This window comes from Thermovirga sp. (assembly GCF_017656375.1).
Lineage (GTDB): Bacteria > Synergistota > Synergistia > Synergistales > Thermovirgaceae > Thermovirga.
Genome location: NZ_JACDOB010000024.1, coordinates 1 through 19108 on the forward strand (window position 1 = coordinate 1; position 19108 = coordinate 19108).

Consider the following 19108-nt stretch of genomic DNA (forward strand, 5'->3'; position numbering starts at 1 on the left):
GGGCTAACCTTCAAAGTGAGGTCTGAACGGCAATAAACTATGCCATCTACTTCTTTTTTTGAAAATAGCAACCTTCCTCCCGTAAGCTCTGCCAGTCTTACTTGATACACCCCTGGCAGTTCGTCCTCCATCAAAATGAAAAACCGGATGCCGTTAGCCAGCGCAAAACAACCTAGTCGAATCAAGCCAGGCAAATCACTAGGCAACGCCTTACTTTCTATTACTAAATCTTCCCCTTTTTCCCCAAGAAGTTCGAGATTTTTGTCATCAAGACGCATCCTCCCCCCTCTAAAAAGCATGGGCTTACCTTTACTCTCTTTTTTAACAATGCTTATTTCTGCAAAGCTCCCCTCTATTACACCTTCCAAGATTACTTCATCTCTATTGCACTCACAAAAAGGACTCAGCATCTTCGCGTCAAATTCCCAATAATCCTGATTTCTTGACGGATTCTTCAAAACCAGATAGCCTTCACTAACAACGGGCTTCAACCACGCTCCCCTAAAAAGCCTGGTATCAGTTATAAAAACTTTCCCATCTAAACGGAAAAGAAACCACGCCTCAGGAAATGCTTTATCTGCTATCTTTCTAACTTGTCTTCCATCCCCAACAGGCACAGAGTATAAAGCACCACTTTCTGCTAACACCGCTATCTCGGAAGAACTTAAGAACGCAACGGACCTCGGCTTACATGAAATACTAAATCTTTTAACTTTCTTTTTTTCTTTAGCATTAAACAAATAAATGCAACCAGAACGCCTATCTGCAATAGCTAGCAGTGGGCCATAAGAATCCAAAGATACAGGCTCAAAGCCCAACCCACCCTCTGGTTTCCAAGAAAAGAGCTCTTCTCCCGAAGAGACATCAAGGAAATAAATCTTGCCTAGTACAAAATCTGAAACAGCCATGACGTTCTCTCCAACATATACTGCATCTGACAGGGCTCCTGCGGGAAGGTCTTTCACATATACATCCTTAACCTTTTTCTTATCCAATTTCACCTTTTTTATTCTGCCATCCCGAAAACACAGCACATACTCCATGTCTCCTATTGGCAGGACTCGCACTATCCCTTCACCCACAGAGCCTGAATAAAGTTTTTTCCATTTTAGCGTCTCAAGGTCTTTTCTGTAGATGTACAGCTTTCCCTTAATCTCATCGGCAAATACAAGCTCATCTCCTAAACTAGCAGGCTTTGTCGGCATATAGGGGAAAAACTTTCTAATGGGCGAAATCCCTAATTTTGTCCATATATTAAAAATATCGCTTAGAATTATTTCATTTGTTTGAACGCCCTTAGCAAGAGCTTCTCGTACATATCGCTCCTTTTTCCTTATATCTTCCATAAAAGACCTTGCAAAAGTATCCTTGTCCCTTACTTCCAGATAAAACCTTAAATTTTTTGCTGCCTCTTCGTATTTACCCAGAGTGTAGAGGCAATATCCCTTAAGCAGGTAATAATCCACCATATACGGATCCAATTTTATAGCCCTCTCCAGTTTATTGAGGGCTTTTTCTATCTCTCCCTCCATGGCATGCTGATAAGCAGAAACAAACGCAGCGAAACCATACATTCGCTGCGCTTCAGGCAATTTAATTGGTTCTTGTGCATAACCCTTAAGAGGGTTACCAAAACCGGCAAAAGATAAAAGGCATATTCCTAACAAAAAAAATAATATCTTCTGCTTTCTTACACGAGGCCTAGTACTTTTATCCATATCACTATAAATCTTTTATGCCTCCTCTACCGTTGCCGGATCTATTATCAAAGCCACACTGCCATCTCCCAGAATGGTTCCCCCAGAGAACCAATTTATCTTGACCATCCCTGTGTTACCCAAACTCTTTATAACTATCTCCTGCTGGCCGATAAAATCGTCTACGATAAACCCTATCTTTCTAAACCCTGCCCTCATAACTACAACAGGGAGAATCGAAGTATCTTCTCGCTTAGGCAGGCCATAGAACTCCCTGGAATCCACAAGGTAGAGCATTGAGCCTCTCAGCATGGTTACAGTGCTGCCATTTACTATCTTTACGTCCTCTTTGTCTACCAATAGAGTCTCATCTACGCTCTCCAGAGGAATTGCATAAATCTGCCCGTCTATTTTAACCAAAAGGGCAAGAACTATGGCCAAGGTTATCGGCAACTTGACTTTTATAGTCGTCCCTTTATTTTCCTCGGATTCTATAGACAGCCGACCTCCTATAGATTCCACTTTGTTCTTTACAGCATCAAGGCCTACACCTCGACCTGAAATATCGGTCACCTTATCAGAGGTGCTAAATCCGGGCATAAAAAGAAACTGAATAGCATCCCTCTCACTTATCGAGTCAATCTGTTCCTGAGATATGAGGCCCTTTTCAACAGCTTTTTTCAGTATTTTCTCCTTATTTATGCCTCGCCCATCATCCTCTACGGAGACCACAACGCTGCTGCCATCCTGATAAGCTCTTATTCTCAATAAGCCCTCTTCCGGCTTGCCCTTGGCTACTCTTTCCTCTGGGGGCTCAAGGCCATGATCTAAGCTATTTCTTATCAAATGCACCAAAGGATCTCCTATTTCATCTATAACTGACCTGTCCAGCTCCGTCTCCCTACCTTCAATTTCCAAATGAACCTTTTTGCCTAACTCTTTTGAAAGGTCCCTTACCAACCTTGGGAAACGATCGAAGATAAAGCTTATTGGGAGCATCCTTAGCTTTGTAACTAATTCTTGGATTTCCTTTGATATTCTGCCTAATTGCAGGATAGGCTCCTCAAATTCTTTCAAATTGCTTTCTTTTGCCAAGCGCTCTATCCTGGACCTTCCAATAACCAACTCTCCAACAAGATTTAATAATTTGTCTAAACGGTTTACATCCACTCTTACAGTTTGGCTTGTCTTTTTCTTTATGTTCCTTATAGCTTCCGTTGCACGTTCATTGGTTTTATTAGGTATCTTTTTGTGCACATTAGCCTCATCAACTGCATTTATATTTCTCTCAACGTTGTTGCCTCCATCCATTACTTTTTCACTTTCTACTATTTCCCCACTTTCCTCTAGCATATCCTCTACATCACACGATTCAATCTCGCTCACATCCAAAACAGCACTGATCAGCCTGTCGCTATTTACGCTAGTCTCCAAAAATACAAAAAACACGTCACCGGAGAACTCTCCTTCTACTAGCTTTTCCATCTCCGGTTCCGTAGATTCAACTCTGCCCAAGGAAGAAAGTTCCTCCAAGACCATGAAAGCTCTTGCTCCCTTAAGCATGCAACCTTCTTTCAATTTCACCTTTATCTTCTTCAAATAGGGCGCCTTTACGTCTTTTTTCTCAATATTTTTCTGTTCTTCAGCAATGGGAGCCGATGCCTCTGAAGAATCTGCTGTGCCTTCACAAAGTTTTTTAAGCCGAGCCTCAATATCCGATATGTCTATGGCTGTATCGTCCTTTCCGGACCTTATTTCATCCAACATCAGATTCAGCGTATCCAGGCACTCAAAAAGCAATGCAATGTCCTCGCTGCGGCGCAAGGCCAATTTCCCCTGCCTTGCCAAGTCCAGTACATCCTCCATTTTATGAGTAAGTTCCGCCATTTTAGCAAAACCCATAGTTGCAGCCATTCCTTTAAGGGTGTGAGCCACTCTAAAAATCTCGTCTACAACACTGTGATCTCCTTGTTCAAAAGCTAAAAGGTGCTCATTTAATCGCTGAAGGTTTTCCTCTGTTTCATCTACAAAAGGCCCTAAGTAATCTTTCATATCCATAAAAGTCACCACTCCCTAAGAAGCATCTTTGAACCCTATTAGTTGCTCTCTTTCCTTTTCTTTCTGTCTACTATAAACATCCCACTGCCATCTATATCTTTTGAGGGATTTTCTTTAAGTCTCTCTATCTCTTTGTTAAACTCCATCAGCAGTTTTGCTCTTTCCCCGCTACCCTTTCCAAGCCATGGAGCTTCTCTTTCAAAAAAGCCTTCCTCAGCCAAAATATAAATGTAGATAGGCTCAACGCCCAACTTCTCTGCCAAGCTGACAGCATCAAGCTGTTTACCTTCGGGGGAATCTAACAAGACATTCCTAGCCTCAAAATAAATTCTATCCAATTCTTCCCTGCAAGCCTCACAAACTTTAGGTCCCCTTATATAGGTAAAGGCCTTCCCACAGATACGACAGTTCTCCAATGTAGGAAACATTGCATCTCCCCCCTCTCCACAATCTTAAGTTTAAGAATCAGCCAAGGCAAAAAAAACTTCTAAAAAAGGGAGCTTTCTGACAAAAATACTATATCGGCCCTTCTATTCATGCTTCTATGAAGTTCTGTGTCATTGGGCATTATGGGTCTTGAGTCTCCATACCCTACAGCCTGAAGCCTTTTGGATGATATTCCTGCATTTTTCTCAAAAAATGCGACTATCCTTGCAGCCCTTAAGACAGATAAAGTCCAATTATCTTTAATTACTCCACTTGATCTTATAGGTACACTATCCGCATGACCCTCAACGGATATATTGTTGGGTAGTTCCTTTATTATTTTAGCAAGTATCAACAGAACCTTTTTACCTACAGGCCTAACCTCATACTCACCTCGCCTGAACAGCAACCCTTCGGCAATAGACACCACCACTCCTCGCTGATTGACAGTTATCGTCACATCGCTTTCGAGCCCTTCTTCCTTAAGAACAGCCTGGATTTTTTGAGCCACTTGCATAATGTCCTGCGTACTCTTTTTAGATTCCCCGCTACTTTCCATTGACCGGCCCGAGAAGACAGCTTCCTGCTCCTCGAATGTTTTTCCACCCTTCATAACACCTATAGCATCCTTAAAGGAGAACATCATCTTTTTAAATTTAATAACATCTATAGTTGAAAAAGAATACAAAAGAATAAAGAAAGTAAGAATAAGGGTGACCATGTCACCGTATGTCGTCAGCCAGCTTCCACCGGAAGATTCTTCTTCTCTTTTTTTCTTTCTTCCCATCGGATATACCTTCTTACCTAAACTTTTAATCTATTACTCCAACAGTGTTGACTTTTGACTCCTTTGGTATCTCGTTATAGCTTAGGACCACAATATTTGGGAAAGTCCTTTCTAACAGCTTCCTCACGTAGAACCTTACATCAGGGTGAACTAGGATAACCTGAGGCAATCCCTTTTCAAGGAGTTTTTTCGTGCCCTCTCCAACTGCCCTATTAAAGTCTTGTACGGCTTGAAAGTCCATTTTTATATGCCAACCCTCTACCAGGTTGCCCTGGATAGAATCCTTTATCCTTTTTTCCCACTCTGGAGAAAGGGTCATAACTGTAAGTTCCCCTGTTTCTTCGTCTGCGTTCTGATAGTATATAATCCTACCCAAAGATTCCCTTACTCTCTCGGAAAGGAAATCCGGACTCTGGGTTACCCTTCCATAATCTGCCAAAGTCTCAAAAATACCTGCAAGGTCTCTTATTGGCACTTTTTCCCTTATAAGATTCTGCAGTACCTTCTGTATATCGCCAAGACTCAAGTATTTCAACATCTCCTCAACCACCGCAGGAGCCGTTTCCTTGACCATATCTATCATGCTCTGCACTGTCTGTCGGGTCAAAAGATCAGCTGCATTGGAACGAACCACCTCAGAAAGGTGGGTGGCCAAAACAGAAGGCGCATCCACTACGGTATAACCTAGTTCTTCGGCTTTAGCTCTCAGATCTGGGGTTATCCATAAGGCATCCAGGCCAAAAGCCGGCTCCTTAGTCGGGATGCCAACCAAAGAACCTTTTGTATGCCCTGTATCTATGGCCATGTAATAATCTGGCATAAGCTCGGCAGTTTTCTTAGGCACGCCTCTAACCTTTATCACATACGCCGTGGGCTTCAGCTGCAAATTATCTTTTATTCTAACTGGCGGAGTAACCACTCCCATCTCCAGCGCCAACTGCCTCCTTAAAGTCTGTATCCTTTCAAGCAAATCCCCTCCCTTGGAAGGCTCAATTAAAGGTATGAGGGCATATCCCACCTCTAATTCCAGAGGATCCACAGCTAAAAGTTTCATAACGCTATCAAAACTGCCTGGCTCCGCCTTCTGCTCCTCAGCAGGAGCTTGAGGAGCTGGAGCGGGCTTAGAGCCTTGTGCGATTTCCGGTCTCTCCGGCTCCTCCTTGCCCTTCGCCTTAAATATCCACATCCCTTGAAGACCCAAAAATGTCGCCAACGCAATAAAAGGTATCTTGGGAAACCCAGGGATCACTGCCAAAGCCAAAAGCAACACAGATCCAATCCACAGCGGCCTGTAGTGATTTATCAAAGATTTAGTTATATCTTTTCCAAGATGGCTCTCTCCAGCTGTTCTGGTTACCAATATACCTGTAGCAGTCGAAAGAATCAGTGCTGGAATCTGGGCTACAAGCCCATCTCCTACCGTGAGAAGGCTGTATTTTTGAGCGGCTTCCGCTATGGTAAGGCCTTGTTGAAATATGCCTATACATATTCCTCCAATAATATTTATGGTGGTAATGATTAGACCTGCTATAGCATCACCTTTCACAAACTTCGATGCGCCGTCCATGGCTCCAAAAAAATCCGCTTCCCTTTGAACCATTTTTCTACGCTCTCGAGCTGTCTTCTCGTCTATTAAGCCGTTACCAAGATCTGCATCAATGGCCATCTGTTTTCCCGGCATTCCATCCAACTGGAAACGGGCCTGCACTTCCGCTACTCGCTCAGCGCCTTTAGTGATAACCAAAAACTGTATCAAAACCAATATGAGAAAAACAATTCCCCCTACAAGGTAGTTGCCCCCAACAACAAAGTTTCCAAAAGCCCCTATAAGTTTTCCTGCATACCCATGGAGCAGAATAAGTCTCGTGGTTGAAACGTTCAGCGCCAACCTAAAAAGGGTGGCGACAAGTAAAATAGATGGGAATGCAGCAATCTCCAACGCATGCTGTACGTAGAAAGTAACTAATAACACTATCACTGCAAAGGTAATGTTGAAAGCCAAGAAGAGATCCAAAAGTGCTGTAGGCAAAGGTATTACCATCATAACGACAATGAGCACCACCATGAAGGTGATCCCCATATCAGAGTATTTCAATATTCCTTCTATTGGTCCTGTCTTCACCTGCTGTTCCATATTTTACCCCAAGCAAACAAAGTTAAACCTAATCCTCCTCAAGGGAGGCTATCTTTACTTCCCCATCAAAATAGAATTTGACCTCTTCTAATTCTTCCCTTACTTGAAACTTGTCATTTCTTACAAAGACAGAAACTCCAGGATAACATATCTTTTTCACTACCACTTTTCCCTTACTTCTGATCTTCTTAATCAATTCATGCACCTTGTTCAGGAGTTCATTCGCTTCTTTTTCCTTCTTCTCCAAATCCTCCAAAAGCTGTATAAACTTTATCGCCAACAACTTTTGTTTCTCGTCAATCTTTTTCTCTTCCGCCAACTTAGTTAAATACCTTATATTTTTCTTAATAGTTGTTATTTTAGAATCCAACTCTTCCTTTTTGGCACTAAGCATCCGCTGTTGTTTGAGAAGACGGGGAGAGACGCCAACACGCACAATAGTCTTTGTTCCCACCTTGCTCCCAAGAACGTTGCACTCTACTTCGCCTCCCGAACGCAACTCCCCTCCAGCTATGACTCCCTTACCGCCCTCTGCCAAACGTATGGAACCCTCTGTCTCCACCTCGCAGTGCATCAAAGCTCGCTTAAAATGTATATCTCCCCCTGCAGTTATTTTGCACTGGTCTGCATATTCCAAAAAAAGCTCCCCTCCACACTCAATAACGCCTCTTTCCATGCCCCTGACACTAGATTCAAGTTTCATTTTCCCGCCAGATTTTAAGAAGGCTCCCTCTACTACACCCTTTATCTCCAGATCTTCCCCAGCTATTACAGAAAAATCCTCCTTTACCCCTCCAGTTACAACAATGCTGCCAAAACACTCTAAATTACCGGTACTGTAGTCTACATCACCTCTTACAGTCAGAACTGTTTCAACAGTGAACTTGTTGCCCTCTTTAAGGATGAAGCCATTGGCTGTGGCCCTTATCTCCAAACCATCATCAGAGAGCTCCGTATTCGCTCCTGCCTTAATGGAAAAATCCTTCGGTTTTCTTACTTTTATTGCATTACCAGTTACGTCTTTACCATCCTTGCCTTCTTTGGGTGGTATCTTCTTCGCTATGAGAGCCCCCTTTTTAACATTTGGGATGAAGCCCAAGGACTTGAAATCTACCACCATCGCATTTTCCATTTCCTGCAAACTCTTTTCTGCTATCTTTACAAACATCTCTATCTTGGCGTCTTGACATTCTTCTGGGGCTTCCCCTTCAGCAATAACTATCCACGTTGCCAAAAGGTCACTATCCCCTTCCGCAAACCGCTTTAAGACATCTTCCTTTATTCCAAATACAACCCCTGCGTCTTTTAAAGCCTTTCGAATGTGTTTCTCCGCTTCCTTTTGTTCCAAACTCCTGATTGAAGGCTCTACATATATCTCAGCCTTTAACTTATCCTCAGAAAGTCGCACCTTTACCCTGTTACCTATCGCTCCAACAGATTGCCATTCTCCATCTGCTTTATCAAGGATCTCCCTAACCCTGTCCAAAGATATTGCCAAACCAGCCTCACCAAGTCCCTCCATCAGCGAAGCAGGAGAGACATTTTTATCCAGCACCTTTACCCATAACAGCCCATCTTCTTCTTTTAGCTCAAATGCTTTTGACCCAGCAGTCATCCGCCCTCACCCCCAAGGCTAGCTCCTTTCTCTTTTATTCATTAGCGCTAAAACAGTCCTAACATAATGCCTTACGATAGGATAAGGTGGAACGCCCCCATACTTATCCACCCTCGCCGGCCCTGAATGATACGCAGCAAGTGCTAGCTCTTCATTACCCTCATACTTTTCCAAAAGCGTCTTAAGATACCTTATGCCTCCATCCAGATTTTCTTCTATATCAAAAGGATTATTGACTCCCAGCATCTTGGCGGTAGAGGGCATTAGCTGCATCAACCCCATAGCCCCAGCTTTCGAGACAGCTTTTGGGTTGCCTCCTGACTCCATTTCCATGACTGCCCTGACCAAAGATTCCTTAACACCGTATTCGCGGCATTTTCTTTCAAGGACCTTCTCTATCAATGCAAAGCTGCTCTCTTCCGCATGATCAGCTAAATTAACAATACCTTTCCGCCCTGTAAGTGATTTTCCGTTCTTGAATATTTCTTTTGCGGCTTGCTTTTCGTAATCTCTTTCTTTCTCCTCAAGGACCTCCACAAACGTAGAGCCCCCTCGAGAGACATTTTTATCCCCCACAAGGCGGCGAATCTCAGCTATCCGGTTCTTTACTCTCTGCACACCTGAAAAATTAGGCCCTGGAAGACTCTTCAACATAAATCACCGTCGCCAATATTATGTGGATCGTACAAACATAAGCATCGCTCTCTCGTCTAGCTCCTTCTGCTGATCTCTCAAAATTTCCTTTCTCAACCCCTCTTTTTTCCTCTCAACCATTCTTTCAGCCAGCTTAAGGTCCAAATTTTTCTTCAACAGCTCCTGCCTCAACTCATTTAACTGTTCTTCAAGCTCGCACTTGTATTTCAGCATCTCCTCCAGCTCTTCCTCCATTGAGCTTAACTCCATTCGCACTCCCCATAACTCTTCCAAATAAAGGCTCCCATCTGAACATTTTTTGCGAAAGAGATCTTCAAGCTTCTGTTTCCTTCGCGCAATATAATTTATTGTTTCCACAACAGAAAGGTGCTTATCCTGAACCTCAACAAACTTTGCATAAGCCAAATCCTTTATCCTTTCCCTTAAATTCTTGACTTTTTCTGCCTTTTTCAATTGGGCCCTCAATGCAAGTCACCTCCCCATACCGGCAATGCAAGAAGTTTCTCCAAGGTTTCTTCAAATGACGAGTACTCTTCAATATCTTGTTTGAGAAAAGCATCAAATTTGTCTTTGTTCTGCACTGCAAAATCCAATTTGGCGTTGCTTCCTTCCTTGTAAGCCCCCAAGTTTATCAATTCTTCAGCTTCGTAATACAGGGAAAGGTTTTCCCTCAAGGATCTGGCTGCTTCTTGTTGCTCTACAGACGTAATATCCTTCATCAATCTGCTTATGCTTTGCAGAATGTCAACTGCAGGATAGTGATTCCTCATAGCCAGATTCCTGGAAAGCACTATATGCCCATCAAGGATACCTCGCACAGTATCTGCTACAGGCTCATTAAGGTCATCTCCCTCCACCAGTACGGTATATATGCCTGTAATGCTGCCTTTATCGCTGTTTCCAGCCCGTTCCAAAAGACGGGGCAAAAAGGTAAAAACCGAAGGGGTATATCCCCTGGTAACCGGAGGCTCTCCCACAGCCAGGCCTACATCTCTCTGGGCCATAGCAACCCGTGTAATTGAATCCATCATCAACAGAACGTTTTTGCCTATATCCCTGAAATACTCGGCTATAGCCGTACCAGTCAATGCTGCCTTCAGCCTTATCAAAGGAGGTTGATCCGATGTTGCAACCACTATGACTGAGCGCCTCATACCCTCTTCCTTGAGGTCCCTATTCAAAAACTCCTGAACCTCTCTCCCTCGTTCTCCTACCAGCACTATAACGTTCACATCTGCCTCGGTATAGCGGGCCATCATGCCCAACATGGTACTCTTGCCAACACCAGACCCGGAAAAAATGCCTATTCTTTGCCCCTGCCCTATCGTTAGAACCCCATCTATAGCCCTAACCCCAACAGACAACACATCTTTAACCGGTTTTCTTTTTAGAGGATGAGGAGGGTCGTTCTGCAACGGATAGAATTCTTTAGTATCCAAAGAACCCTTTTCATCTATAGGCTCTCCTAAACCGTTCAGCACCCTTCCTAGCAAACCTTCCCCCACTGGAACTCCCATAGGCTTGCCAGTAGAAAAGACGCTACAGCCTGGACCTATTTTCTCTAAATCCCCCAATGGCATTAAAAGTATTCTGTCATCCCTAAACCCAACTACTTCACACTTTAGGGGCGCCTTACCCTTTTTTCTAAAACGTATCTCACACAAGTCACCTATTTGGATATCTGGCCCTATAGACTCAATTATTATGCCAGTAACATTTGAAACCTTGCCATTGATGGATATGAGTTCTGTATCTGCCAGTCTTCCCTTTAGTGCCTCAAAGAACGCAACCGATCTAGAAGACACGGACTTCCTCCCCCATGAGACGATCTACTTCTCTCTCTATAGCCTCCAACTGCACCTTCCATCGGGCGTCATATACTCCCATATTCGTCTCAACTATGCAGCTACCCTTTTCCACAGCATCATCCGATACCAGCTCAAACTCATCCACCACTCTTTTAATTTCGGCCATCTCCTCACTTTTTTTGAGGAAAGCATCTCTGTCTGCGGGGTTTACCAAAAGCCTTATCTTTTTCCCATTACTGACCTTAGTCATTATCTCTCTGAAAATTCTTACTGCCACCTGATCATCCATCTCTATTTCTTTTCTAAGGAGTCTACTAAGAACAATTTTCCATAGCTCTACCATTATCGGAAGACTTTTTTCCAGCTCCCGCTCTAGCCCTTCTTTCAGGGCTTTTGCCGCTTCCTCAAGGGCTTTTCCTATCATTTGAAATTCCTTCTTGTATTTTTCCGTAAGGCGCTCTTCTATCTCTTTATAGGCCTTTTTTATTCCTTCTTGATAGCCCTTTTGAAAACCTTCTTCCATTTGCTCTTTCTTCATTTTCTGGGCTTCTTTAGCGGCCTCATCCATTATTAGCTTTCTTTCCTTTTCTACCAGCTTCCGCTCCTCTTCCAGTTGACTCTTAAGGCTCTTTATCTCTTCTTTAAGTTTCTTTTCCCTCTCCAGTAGCTCGGCTATCTTTTTCTGAAGCTCCTGTTTCTCCGCAGCAACTAAAAGATATGGATCTATCTGTTTGCCACCTTCCAGCAAAAAAAGATTATCAGTTGGAAGCACGACTTCCTCATGGTTGAGGATTATGTTTTTGACAACCTTTCCTTTGTGCGCATTACGCGACAAAATCATCACCGCTTCCCATCAACACTATTTCCCCAGCTTCCTCCAGCTTCCTTATAACTCCAACAATCTTCTGCTGCGCCTCCTCAACATCCCTGAGCCTGACAGGTCCCATATATTCCATCTCTTCTTTGAGCATCTCTACCGCCCTGCTCGACATGTTCTTGTAGAATTTCTCTCTTAAATCGTCGCTTACACCCTTGAGGGCCATAGCCAGATCTTTGTTGTCAATATCTCTGAGTATTTTCTGCAGCGATCTATCATCAACTTTGATGATGTCCTCAAAGGTAAAGAGTTTCTTGCGTATTTCTTCAGCCATCTCGGGATCTTTCTCATCCAAAATTTCCAATATTTGCTTTTCCGTTTTCCTTCCTGCTTTGCTGATAATCTCAACTATGGAATCTATGCCTCCAGCTTTGGAGAAATCTGCACCGACAACAGCACTGAATTTTTTCTCTAAAACCCTTTCGGCTTCCCTCAAGACATCAGGTGCTATGCTGTCCATTTTGGCTATACGAAAAGCAACATCTGCCTGCAGTTCTCCTGGAAGGCCAGAAATGATAGCCGCTGCCTTATCTGACGGCAAGTAAGAAAGTATAAGCGCTATAGTTTGGGGATGCTCTCCCTGGAGAAATGAAAAAAGTTGCATGGGATCAGAGGTTCGCAAGAAGTCAAAGGGCTTGCTTTGCAAGCTGGACGTCAATCTTTTAAGCAGCTCTTCCGCTCTCTCTTTCCCTAGAGCCTGTTCCAAAAGTTCCCTTGCATAGCTTACGCCACCCTTACCTAAAAATTCTTTGGCCATAACCATTTCTTGAACTTCCTTGAGCACGGCCCTTCTCTCTTCCGGAGTAATCTTTCTTACCGATGCTATCTCCAGGGTAAGAAACTCTATCGAAGCTTCATCTAAATGCTTATATATTTTAGCCGCCTTCTCGGGTCCTAAAAGGATAAGCAGCATAGCAGCTTTTCTTCTACCTTTAAGTTCCATCAAGACTCCTCCAGCCATTTTTTGATGATGGAAGCCACTTCTTCAGGGTAAGAATCGGCATATAGAGCAATCTGCTCCTCAAGTATCTCCAGTTCGCTTTTGGGAGGATTCAAGATATCCACCCCAGCAGCAGCTTCCCCTTCCTGAGGCGCCGCAGTCTCTTCCTCTTTTCTCCTCCGCCTGAGGATAAAGCCCACTCCAACTCCCAAGACGATGGCGCAAACTGCAGCCACAAGCAACCAAAACAGCTTGTTAGATAAAAAGCCCGCCTCATCTTCATATCCCTGCATATCCTTAAAAAATTCCTCCGGAGAGGCAAAAGGCATAAACGCAACAGTAAGGCGATCTCCACGGGCTTCATTCAATCCTAAAGCCGCAGCTATGGAGTTATAAAGCTCTTCCCCTGGATTGTCCTGCTCCGAACCATTTATAACCACTGACGCCGTAATTCTCTTTACTGTACCTGGCGGCCTCTCCTCGTTCTCCTGCAAGGTGGAAATTTCATAATTGGTTATTTGATCTGTCTTGCTGTATTCGCCTCCCCCTGCGTTAGTGGACCTGACAGCATAGCCCGGTATGTTAGAAGAGGTTCCCACTCCCTGAGTAGGAGCAGCCGTTCCTGTGTAACTCTCCTCCGTTGTTTGGGTACTACGAACTACTCCTTTACCACTGCTCTGAGGAATAAACTGTTTGGACGTCTTACTCATCCGGCTAAAATCTAGCTCCACTCTAACTCGGACTACAGAATTGCCTGGGCCATATATGGCGGTAAGCATATTCTGTATCTTCTTCTCCAAATCCTGCTCTTGTCGCCTCTCGAGCTCCCGCTGGACAGAGGTGATGCTTCCGCCCGAAGGCAAAAGAAAATCACTCTCACCAGCTATACCAGATAACAATCTTCCAGAAGTATCTATGACAGACACGTTTTCAGGAGATAGGCCTTCCACGCTGGAAGCCACGAGCTTCATGATGGCCTGCACCTGATCATAACTTATCTCTCTTCCCGGTTTTAACCCAATCAACACGGACGCCGTAGCCTGCTCCTGTTCCTTCAAAAAAAGCCTTTGCCTGGGCAGAACAAGGCTCACCCTGGCAAAACGCACGACATTTATTTTGCTTATCGTTCTCGATAACTCTCCCTCCAGGGCCCTGACATAAGCTACCTGCTGTTGAAAGTCGGTCATACCCATCTTGGTGTTGTCAAATAGCTCGAATCCAACAACGCCATTTCTAGGGAGCCCCAATGAAGCCATGCTTAACCTGAGCTCATACACCTTGTCCTCGGGCACAAGCACCGCTGATGCTGAAGGGTCTAGCTTAAAAGGAATCCCCTTCTCTTTTAAAATGCTTACAATAGCAGCCGTGTCCTGCACCTGCAGGTCAGAGAACAAGGGGACATAATGAGTGCGCCCAGAGAAAAAGACGATCCCAAAAAGCAAAATAAAGGTAAAGACAGCGCTCCCCGAGATGATCCACCTCTGTCTCTTGCCCAAGGACCCCCAAAAAGATTTAAGTTTTGAAAAAGAATTCTTTATAAATTCCATTCGCGCGCCCGCCTATTGTAGTCTTCTATTTATTATTAAACTGACATTCGAACCAACTGGGCATATCCATCTAGCAATTTATCCCTTATCATAACGGCGAACCTCAAGGCTACATCCGCCTCTGAGACGGCAGCAGCAACCTCTGAGATATCATTAATATCCCCTGTAGCCATAGCCATCATGGCCTTTTCTGCATTAACCTGCAGATCGCTGACTTTTTGGAATCCTTTTTCAAGGACTTTTTCAAAAGAAGGCACTTCAGCTTTATCTTCGACTTTGTTATTTCTATTGCTTAACGACGGCACACTTTTCGTGTTAGATAAACCATACGCTGCAGATAGGGCCCTCAAGTCCACAATGGAGCTCAAAGACTATCCCCCCTAACGATAAAGTTCTATACCTGCACTTCCAGCAATGGCCTCAAGGTCTTTTCCAGTTTCTCCAAAATCTTCTTATGAAGCTGCGATACTCGAGATTCGGACACTCCAAGTGCCTTTGCTATCTCCCTGAATGTGCGAAATTCGAAATAATACATAGTGACCAACTTTTTTTCCCTCTCGGAAAGCTGATCCAAGGCTTCATAAAGTTTACTTATCTCTTCATTTTTTTCAACTACCTCTTGAGGACTTTCTTCGTCGCTGGCAAGCACCTCTGACTTATCAACTTCAGAATCCTCCAACGACAACTCTTCATCTAGATATCCAATAAAACATCTGTTGGAAATTTTAAGTATCTCGTTCAGCTGCTCTTCGGTAACATTCATCCTCTTTCTCAAGCCTTCGTTTGTGACTTTACCCTCTTCCTGAAACTGCATCTCTGCAGCTCTTTCTAAAGCCTGCAATTTTTCTCTGCCGGAACGGGAAACCCAATCAAATTTTCTTATCTCATCCAGAATGGTACCTCTTATCCTAGATACTGCATATGTCTGAAAGGCAAATCCTAAGGACGGGTCATAACGCTCAATAGCGTCTAAAAGACCAATATTACCGTAACTTATCAAATCCTCAAAATCCAACCCTCTTGGAGGTGTAAGATTCATTCTCTTTACTACAAAATATACCAAGTAGTGAAATTTCTTAAATAAAACTTCCCGAAGCTTGCTCTTTTCCTCACTCTCCGCTGGAGCACTTTTGTAGTCTCTCCACAACTTATCCAAAGAGCGATAAGCGTCCAACGCCTCTTGGGCCTTGCCTAACATGAGACCGCCCCCTCGGGAATAGGTATGCTTTATAATACTATTTATACTTTTATAAATAATATTATAAATAGTATTATAAATATTGCAACAAATATTGTGTGTGATGTTTAAGTGGGTATTAGTCTAGCTTTTCCCTTTTGTCTTCTTTCTTCAGCGAATAAACGTGGGCCAAAACTTCAGCTATTGCCACATATAAGGTTTCAGGAATTTCTTCCCCGACCTCTACGTCTCTATACAAAGTCCGTGCCAGAGCTTTATCTTCGACTATCGGCACTCCCGATTCCTGAGCTATCTCCTTTATCCGTAAAGCTATGTACCCAGCCCCCTTAGCAACTACCTGCGGGGCGTTCATTGCATCCCTGTCATACTTAAGGGCCACTGCCAAATGAGTAGGGTTAGTCAATATGACATCCGACTCAGGCACCTGGCTTATCATCCTTTGCCTGGCTATCTCAGATTGCCTTCTTCTAATCCTCTGGCGAGTGAAGGGGTTACCTTCCGTCTGCTTGAATTCTTCTTTCAACTCCTGCTTAGTCATTCTTATGGAGCGGGCGAACTCCCATTTCTGATAGGCCAAATCGAACACGCCAAGAACCAAAAGAGCTCCACCCAACTTCAAAGCCAAACGGAAGAAAATAAGAAATACCTCTTTGGCGCCAATATATACATCTGAATAGGAGATTTGCCTTATTACTGGAATTTCCTTGCGAAGCCCATAATACAACACCCAAAACAATATGGCCGCCTTCAACACAGCCTTTATCGCCTCCACCAGCGACCGCAAAGAAAACATTCGCTTCAGGCCCTTTACAAGGCTAAACCTCTCAAAGGACGGCACAAGAGGCTTAACTGTAAATTTGAACCCTACCTGGCGGGATAATACCAATATCAATACAGCAACAGATACCAAAGCCAATGGGAGCCAGACCTTCAGAAAGAAGGCCGTACTCTTTCCAAAAGTAGCCTGAACCCACTGGCCTTCATCCCAGGCTGCAAGTGGAGCCCATTGGAAGCACCACGTGAGATAACCCCTAAAAAAATTCCAAAAAACACCCGACAGCGAAAAAATAACCAATATGCCAGCCAATATGTTGACCGCCGCTGTAAGATCCTTACTTTGTGCTACATGGCCTTCCTCTCGCTCCTTGCGCTTCTTCCTGGGAGTGGCTTCTTCCGTCTTCTCTTGAGAAGAAAAGAGCTGCAAGTCAAAAAAAGGGGCACCTTTAAGACCACCAGGAAATTCTGCCTTAAAGATACCTTCCTTTTGCATTTCTTTGCTTTTCTCTCTCATTACCTATGAAAGATAATCTACCAGTGTAGGCTGAACCACTTTAGCTATGGTAGCCAACGTAGCCTGGTAAACCATTTGGGATGTTTGAAACTCCATAGCTGCCTCCGCTATGTCCACATCCATTATCTTGCTGTATTGCTCAGTGAAAGCGATATTGTCGGTCTCAAGCCTCGATCTGGCCGCCTCGTATCTTCTCTGCAAAGCCCCTCCAAGGGCTCTGGCTCTCAAAGCATCGTCTATAGCCTGGTCCAACTTGGGCAAAAAGGAATCAGATATTATATCTACAGATCCTCGCTCAACTGCCTTAGCCAGATCATCCAGAAGGGCAAAGACATCCTCTTCCCTTTGATTTGCCGCGCTCCTCGTTACAACTCCCTGATTATAAGGCCCTGTGCTTTCTCCCCTGCGCGGAGAGACAGGTCCGGAAACTACATTTATGCCTGCCGGGGGAGTTACGGTTAAAACCTTACCTCCTGGAGAATAAAACACTAACTCCTCTGTGCCCATGTTATCTACGACTTTTGCCTCAACATCGCCATTGCCAAAACGGGCATTAACTAAGTCTGCAATCTCAGACAAAGTACTAGCCCCTCTTAAGTCTATATCATCACTATAACCATCTACAGAAATGCTTAGCACACCAGTGTTCCCCGCCCAAGTACCTGCATTTAATCTAACGTCTGTGTCCACTTTAAAAAGCCTGGAAGGTGTCCCCTCCACGTCATAAATACTTAGCGGGCTTCCATCCTTTGCCGACAGGCCCAATCTTAAATTTCCTGTTCCATCGGACATCAAGGATACATCAATCCATGAGCCTGCAAGCGCTTTCAATTTTTCTGCAACATCGGCAAGAGTTTCTGAGGGGCCCACTCGCACAGAAAGCTCCCTGCCTTCTGTGGCTATAACGAAGCTACTCTCAACACCTGTAACCGTTGCAGCCGATACCCAATCTCCAATTATTCCCGTCTGCAGTCCTGTCTCTGACGCCAACCCTGACGTGATGCCTCCCAAAGAGGGATCTGCGTACGGCAAATCATAGATCCTAAGCGGCTCTCCTGTAGCGCTATAGAATACCACCCCACTATCACTATTGATCAAATCAAAATTCAACTTATCGGAACCTACCTGTTTTTGAACAGCCAAGGCAAAAGAACGGGGATCTATGTGCACTCCATCTGAAGCAATTACATCGTCCCTATACAATTTAACCTCATAAGTGCTGTTACCTATCTCTACCCCTATCTTGGCAGGGATCTCTGCGCTAATTGCAGTCGGGAACTCTACGTTAGAGAGGTCGCTTGTATATCGAGCTGTATTCAACCCCAAAGTCTGGCTCCACGAACCTTCCTTATCGTAGACATTCAGAGGGCTGCCATCCTTGGTGTAAATAACAAGCCTCTCTGAAGCGCCTTCAGAATCCTGCGAAGTGGTATCAGTAACGTTGCTTTCTGGGCTGTCCTTTTGAACAACAACTTCAAGCCAATCCCCAGCTACAGCTTTTATCCTATCGGCTAGCTCACTTAATGTAAGGTCAGAGTCATCTTGGATGACAAGCCTGACGCTGTTTTCACCAGAGGACAACACCATATCCAACTTGTTAGCAGTTGTATCCCCTATGACACTTCCTGGGGCAAAAAACGTGGATTTTCTGTTAACCTCCAAGCCCAAAAAGGAACTGAGCCCCATTCGGTTGATATCTTTAGAATCCTCCACAGTTTGCGACTTCCTAGCTACTCCAAAAAGATCAACCGCGCTTCCAGAAGCCTCGAAAGAAAATGGTTCTGTATTATCCGAAGCCACAGCTATGGAGCCATCTGGGCGCTCCCCAGCCCAAAGACCCGGTATATCTGCTAAAGCTTTTGCCACATCGCTCAAAGTATTTCCCGCAGATATGCCTACTTCATAATGCTTGCCATCTCCCATGATAATAGAGATTGTCCCATCCTGAACAGCTGACCATGCAGGGCCTACTACCTCAGATGTCATCATCTGCCCTCTAGCTGTACCATCACCCCAGGGTACAGAACTCACCCTTAGAGGCTCCCCTGATAGGCTTTCCAGCACAAGCCTCTGGGT

The 19108-nt window shown here is 44.2% G+C and carries 16 protein-coding genes; all 16 read right to left on the reverse strand.

The features are described from left to right. A partial coding sequence (locus H0Z23_RS07010; RefSeq protein WP_296868572.1) for a hypothetical protein occupies positions 1-1718 on the reverse strand: 1718 nt, incomplete at its 3' end. A 15-nt stretch (positions 1719-1733) separates the two neighbouring features. Beyond that, positions 1734-3755 (reverse strand): chemotaxis protein CheA, encoded by a 2022-nt coding sequence (locus tag H0Z23_RS07015; RefSeq protein ID WP_296868574.1) that lies wholly within the window; start codon positions 3753-3755, stop codon positions 1734-1736. 38 nt (positions 3756-3793) lie between these two features. After that, positions 3794-4183, reverse strand: coding sequence for a hypothetical protein (locus tag H0Z23_RS07020; protein ID WP_296868576.1), 390 nt, complete (start codon positions 4181-4183; stop codon positions 3794-3796). Positions 4184-4242: 59 nt separating this feature from the next. Further along, entirely contained in the window at positions 4243-4968 is a 726-nt protein-coding gene (locus H0Z23_RS07025; protein WP_296868578.1) for a flagellar motor protein MotB, read from the reverse strand. A 25-nt stretch (positions 4969-4993) separates the two neighbouring features. Further along, entirely contained in the window at positions 4994-7102 is a 2109-nt protein-coding gene (gene flhA, locus H0Z23_RS07030; protein WP_296868580.1) for a flagellar biosynthesis protein FlhA, read from the reverse strand. Positions 7103-7130: 28 nt separating this feature from the next. Continuing rightward, a complete protein-coding gene (locus H0Z23_RS07035; RefSeq protein ID WP_296868582.1) occupies positions 7131-8717 on the reverse strand; it encodes a DUF342 domain-containing protein in 1587 nt (528 codons plus the stop codon). 18 nt (positions 8718-8735) lie between these two features. Next, positions 8736-9371, reverse strand: coding sequence for a lytic transglycosylase domain-containing protein (locus tag H0Z23_RS07040; protein WP_296868583.1), 636 nt, complete (start codon positions 9369-9371; stop codon positions 8736-8738). An 18-nt stretch (positions 9372-9389) separates the two neighbouring features. Continuing rightward, the gene (locus H0Z23_RS07045) at positions 9390-9836 is read right to left on the reverse strand and encodes a hypothetical protein (protein WP_296868585.1); all 447 of its coding nucleotides are present in this window, start codon (positions 9834-9836) and stop codon (positions 9390-9392) included. Next, the gene (gene fliI / locus H0Z23_RS07050) at positions 9833-11176 is read right to left on the reverse strand and encodes a flagellar protein export ATPase FliI (protein ID WP_296868587.1); all 1344 of its coding nucleotides are present in this window, start codon (positions 11174-11176) and stop codon (positions 9833-9835) included. The genes H0Z23_RS07045 and fliI overlap by 4 nt, the downstream gene beginning before the upstream one ends. Then, complete coding sequence (locus tag H0Z23_RS07055) at positions 11166-12020, reverse strand: FliH/SctL family protein (RefSeq protein ID WP_296868600.1); 855 nt, start codon at positions 12018-12020, stop codon at positions 11166-11168. Before H0Z23_RS07055 ends, fliI begins: the two co-directional genes overlap by 11 nt. After that, positions 12004-12999, reverse strand: a complete 996-nt coding sequence (gene fliG / locus H0Z23_RS07060; RefSeq protein WP_296868589.1) for a flagellar motor switch protein FliG — start codon at positions 12997-12999, stop codon at positions 12004-12006. The genes H0Z23_RS07055 and fliG overlap by 17 nt, the downstream gene beginning before the upstream one ends. After that, positions 12999-14543 (reverse strand): flagellar basal-body MS-ring/collar protein FliF, encoded by a 1545-nt coding sequence (fliF, locus tag H0Z23_RS07065; RefSeq protein ID WP_296868591.1) that lies wholly within the window; start codon positions 14541-14543, stop codon positions 12999-13001. The genes fliG and fliF overlap by 1 nt, the downstream gene beginning before the upstream one ends. Positions 14544-14578: 35 nt before the next feature. Further along, positions 14579-14911, reverse strand: coding sequence for a flagellar hook-basal body complex protein FliE (gene fliE / locus H0Z23_RS07070; protein WP_296868593.1), 333 nt, complete (start codon positions 14909-14911; stop codon positions 14579-14581). Between the two features lie 26 nt (positions 14912-14937). Continuing rightward, the gene (locus H0Z23_RS07075) at positions 14938-15741 is read right to left on the reverse strand and encodes a sigma-70 family RNA polymerase sigma factor (protein WP_296868595.1); all 804 of its coding nucleotides are present in this window, start codon (positions 15739-15741) and stop codon (positions 14938-14940) included. Between the two features lie 118 nt (positions 15742-15859). After that, positions 15860-17011, reverse strand: a complete 1152-nt coding sequence (flhB, locus tag H0Z23_RS07080; protein WP_296868597.1) for a flagellar biosynthesis protein FlhB — start codon at positions 17009-17011, stop codon at positions 15860-15862. A gap of 24 nt (positions 17012-17035) precedes the next feature. Further along, positions 17036-19108 (reverse strand): flagellin (locus H0Z23_RS07085; protein ID WP_296868598.1); only part of this gene is annotated, 2073 nt, incomplete at its 5' end.

Excerpts from the sequence above, each read along its gene's own strand:
- H0Z23_RS07015 (WP_296868574.1), bottom strand. The coding sequence starts at position 3,755 with ATGGATATGAAAGATTACTTAGGGCCTTTTGTAGATGAAACAGAGGAA.
- H0Z23_RS07020 (WP_296868576.1), bottom strand. The coding sequence starts at position 4,183 with ATGTTTCCTACATTGGAGAACTGTCGTATCTGTGGGAAGGCCTTTACC.
- H0Z23_RS07025 (WP_296868578.1), bottom strand. The coding sequence starts at position 4,968 with ATGGGAAGAAAGAAAAAAAGAGAAGAAGAATCTTCCGGTGGAAGCTGG.
- flhA (WP_296868580.1), bottom strand. The coding sequence starts at position 7,102 with ATGGAACAGCAGGTGAAGACAGGACCAATAGAAGGAATATTGAAATAC.
- H0Z23_RS07035 (WP_296868582.1), bottom strand. The coding sequence starts at position 8,717 with ATGACTGCTGGGTCAAAAGCATTTGAGCTAAAAGAAGAAGATGGGCTG.
- H0Z23_RS07040 (WP_296868583.1), bottom strand. The coding sequence starts at position 9,371 with ATGTTGAAGAGTCTTCCAGGGCCTAATTTTTCAGGTGTGCAGAGAGTA.
- H0Z23_RS07055 (WP_296868600.1), bottom strand. The coding sequence starts at position 12,020 with ATGATTTTGTCGCGTAATGCGCACAAAGGAAAGGTTGTCAAAAACATA.
- fliG (WP_296868589.1), bottom strand. The coding sequence starts at position 12,999 with ATGGAACTTAAAGGTAGAAGAAAAGCTGCTATGCTGCTTATCCTTTTA.
- fliF (WP_296868591.1), bottom strand. The coding sequence starts at position 14,543 with ATGGAATTTATAAAGAATTCTTTTTCAAAACTTAAATCTTTTTGGGGG.
- H0Z23_RS07075 (WP_296868595.1), bottom strand. The coding sequence starts at position 15,741 with ATGTTAGGCAAGGCCCAAGAGGCGTTGGACGCTTATCGCTCTTTGGAT.
- flhB (WP_296868597.1), bottom strand. The coding sequence starts at position 17,011 with ATGCAAAAGGAAGGTATCTTTAAGGCAGAATTTCCTGGTGGTCTTAAA.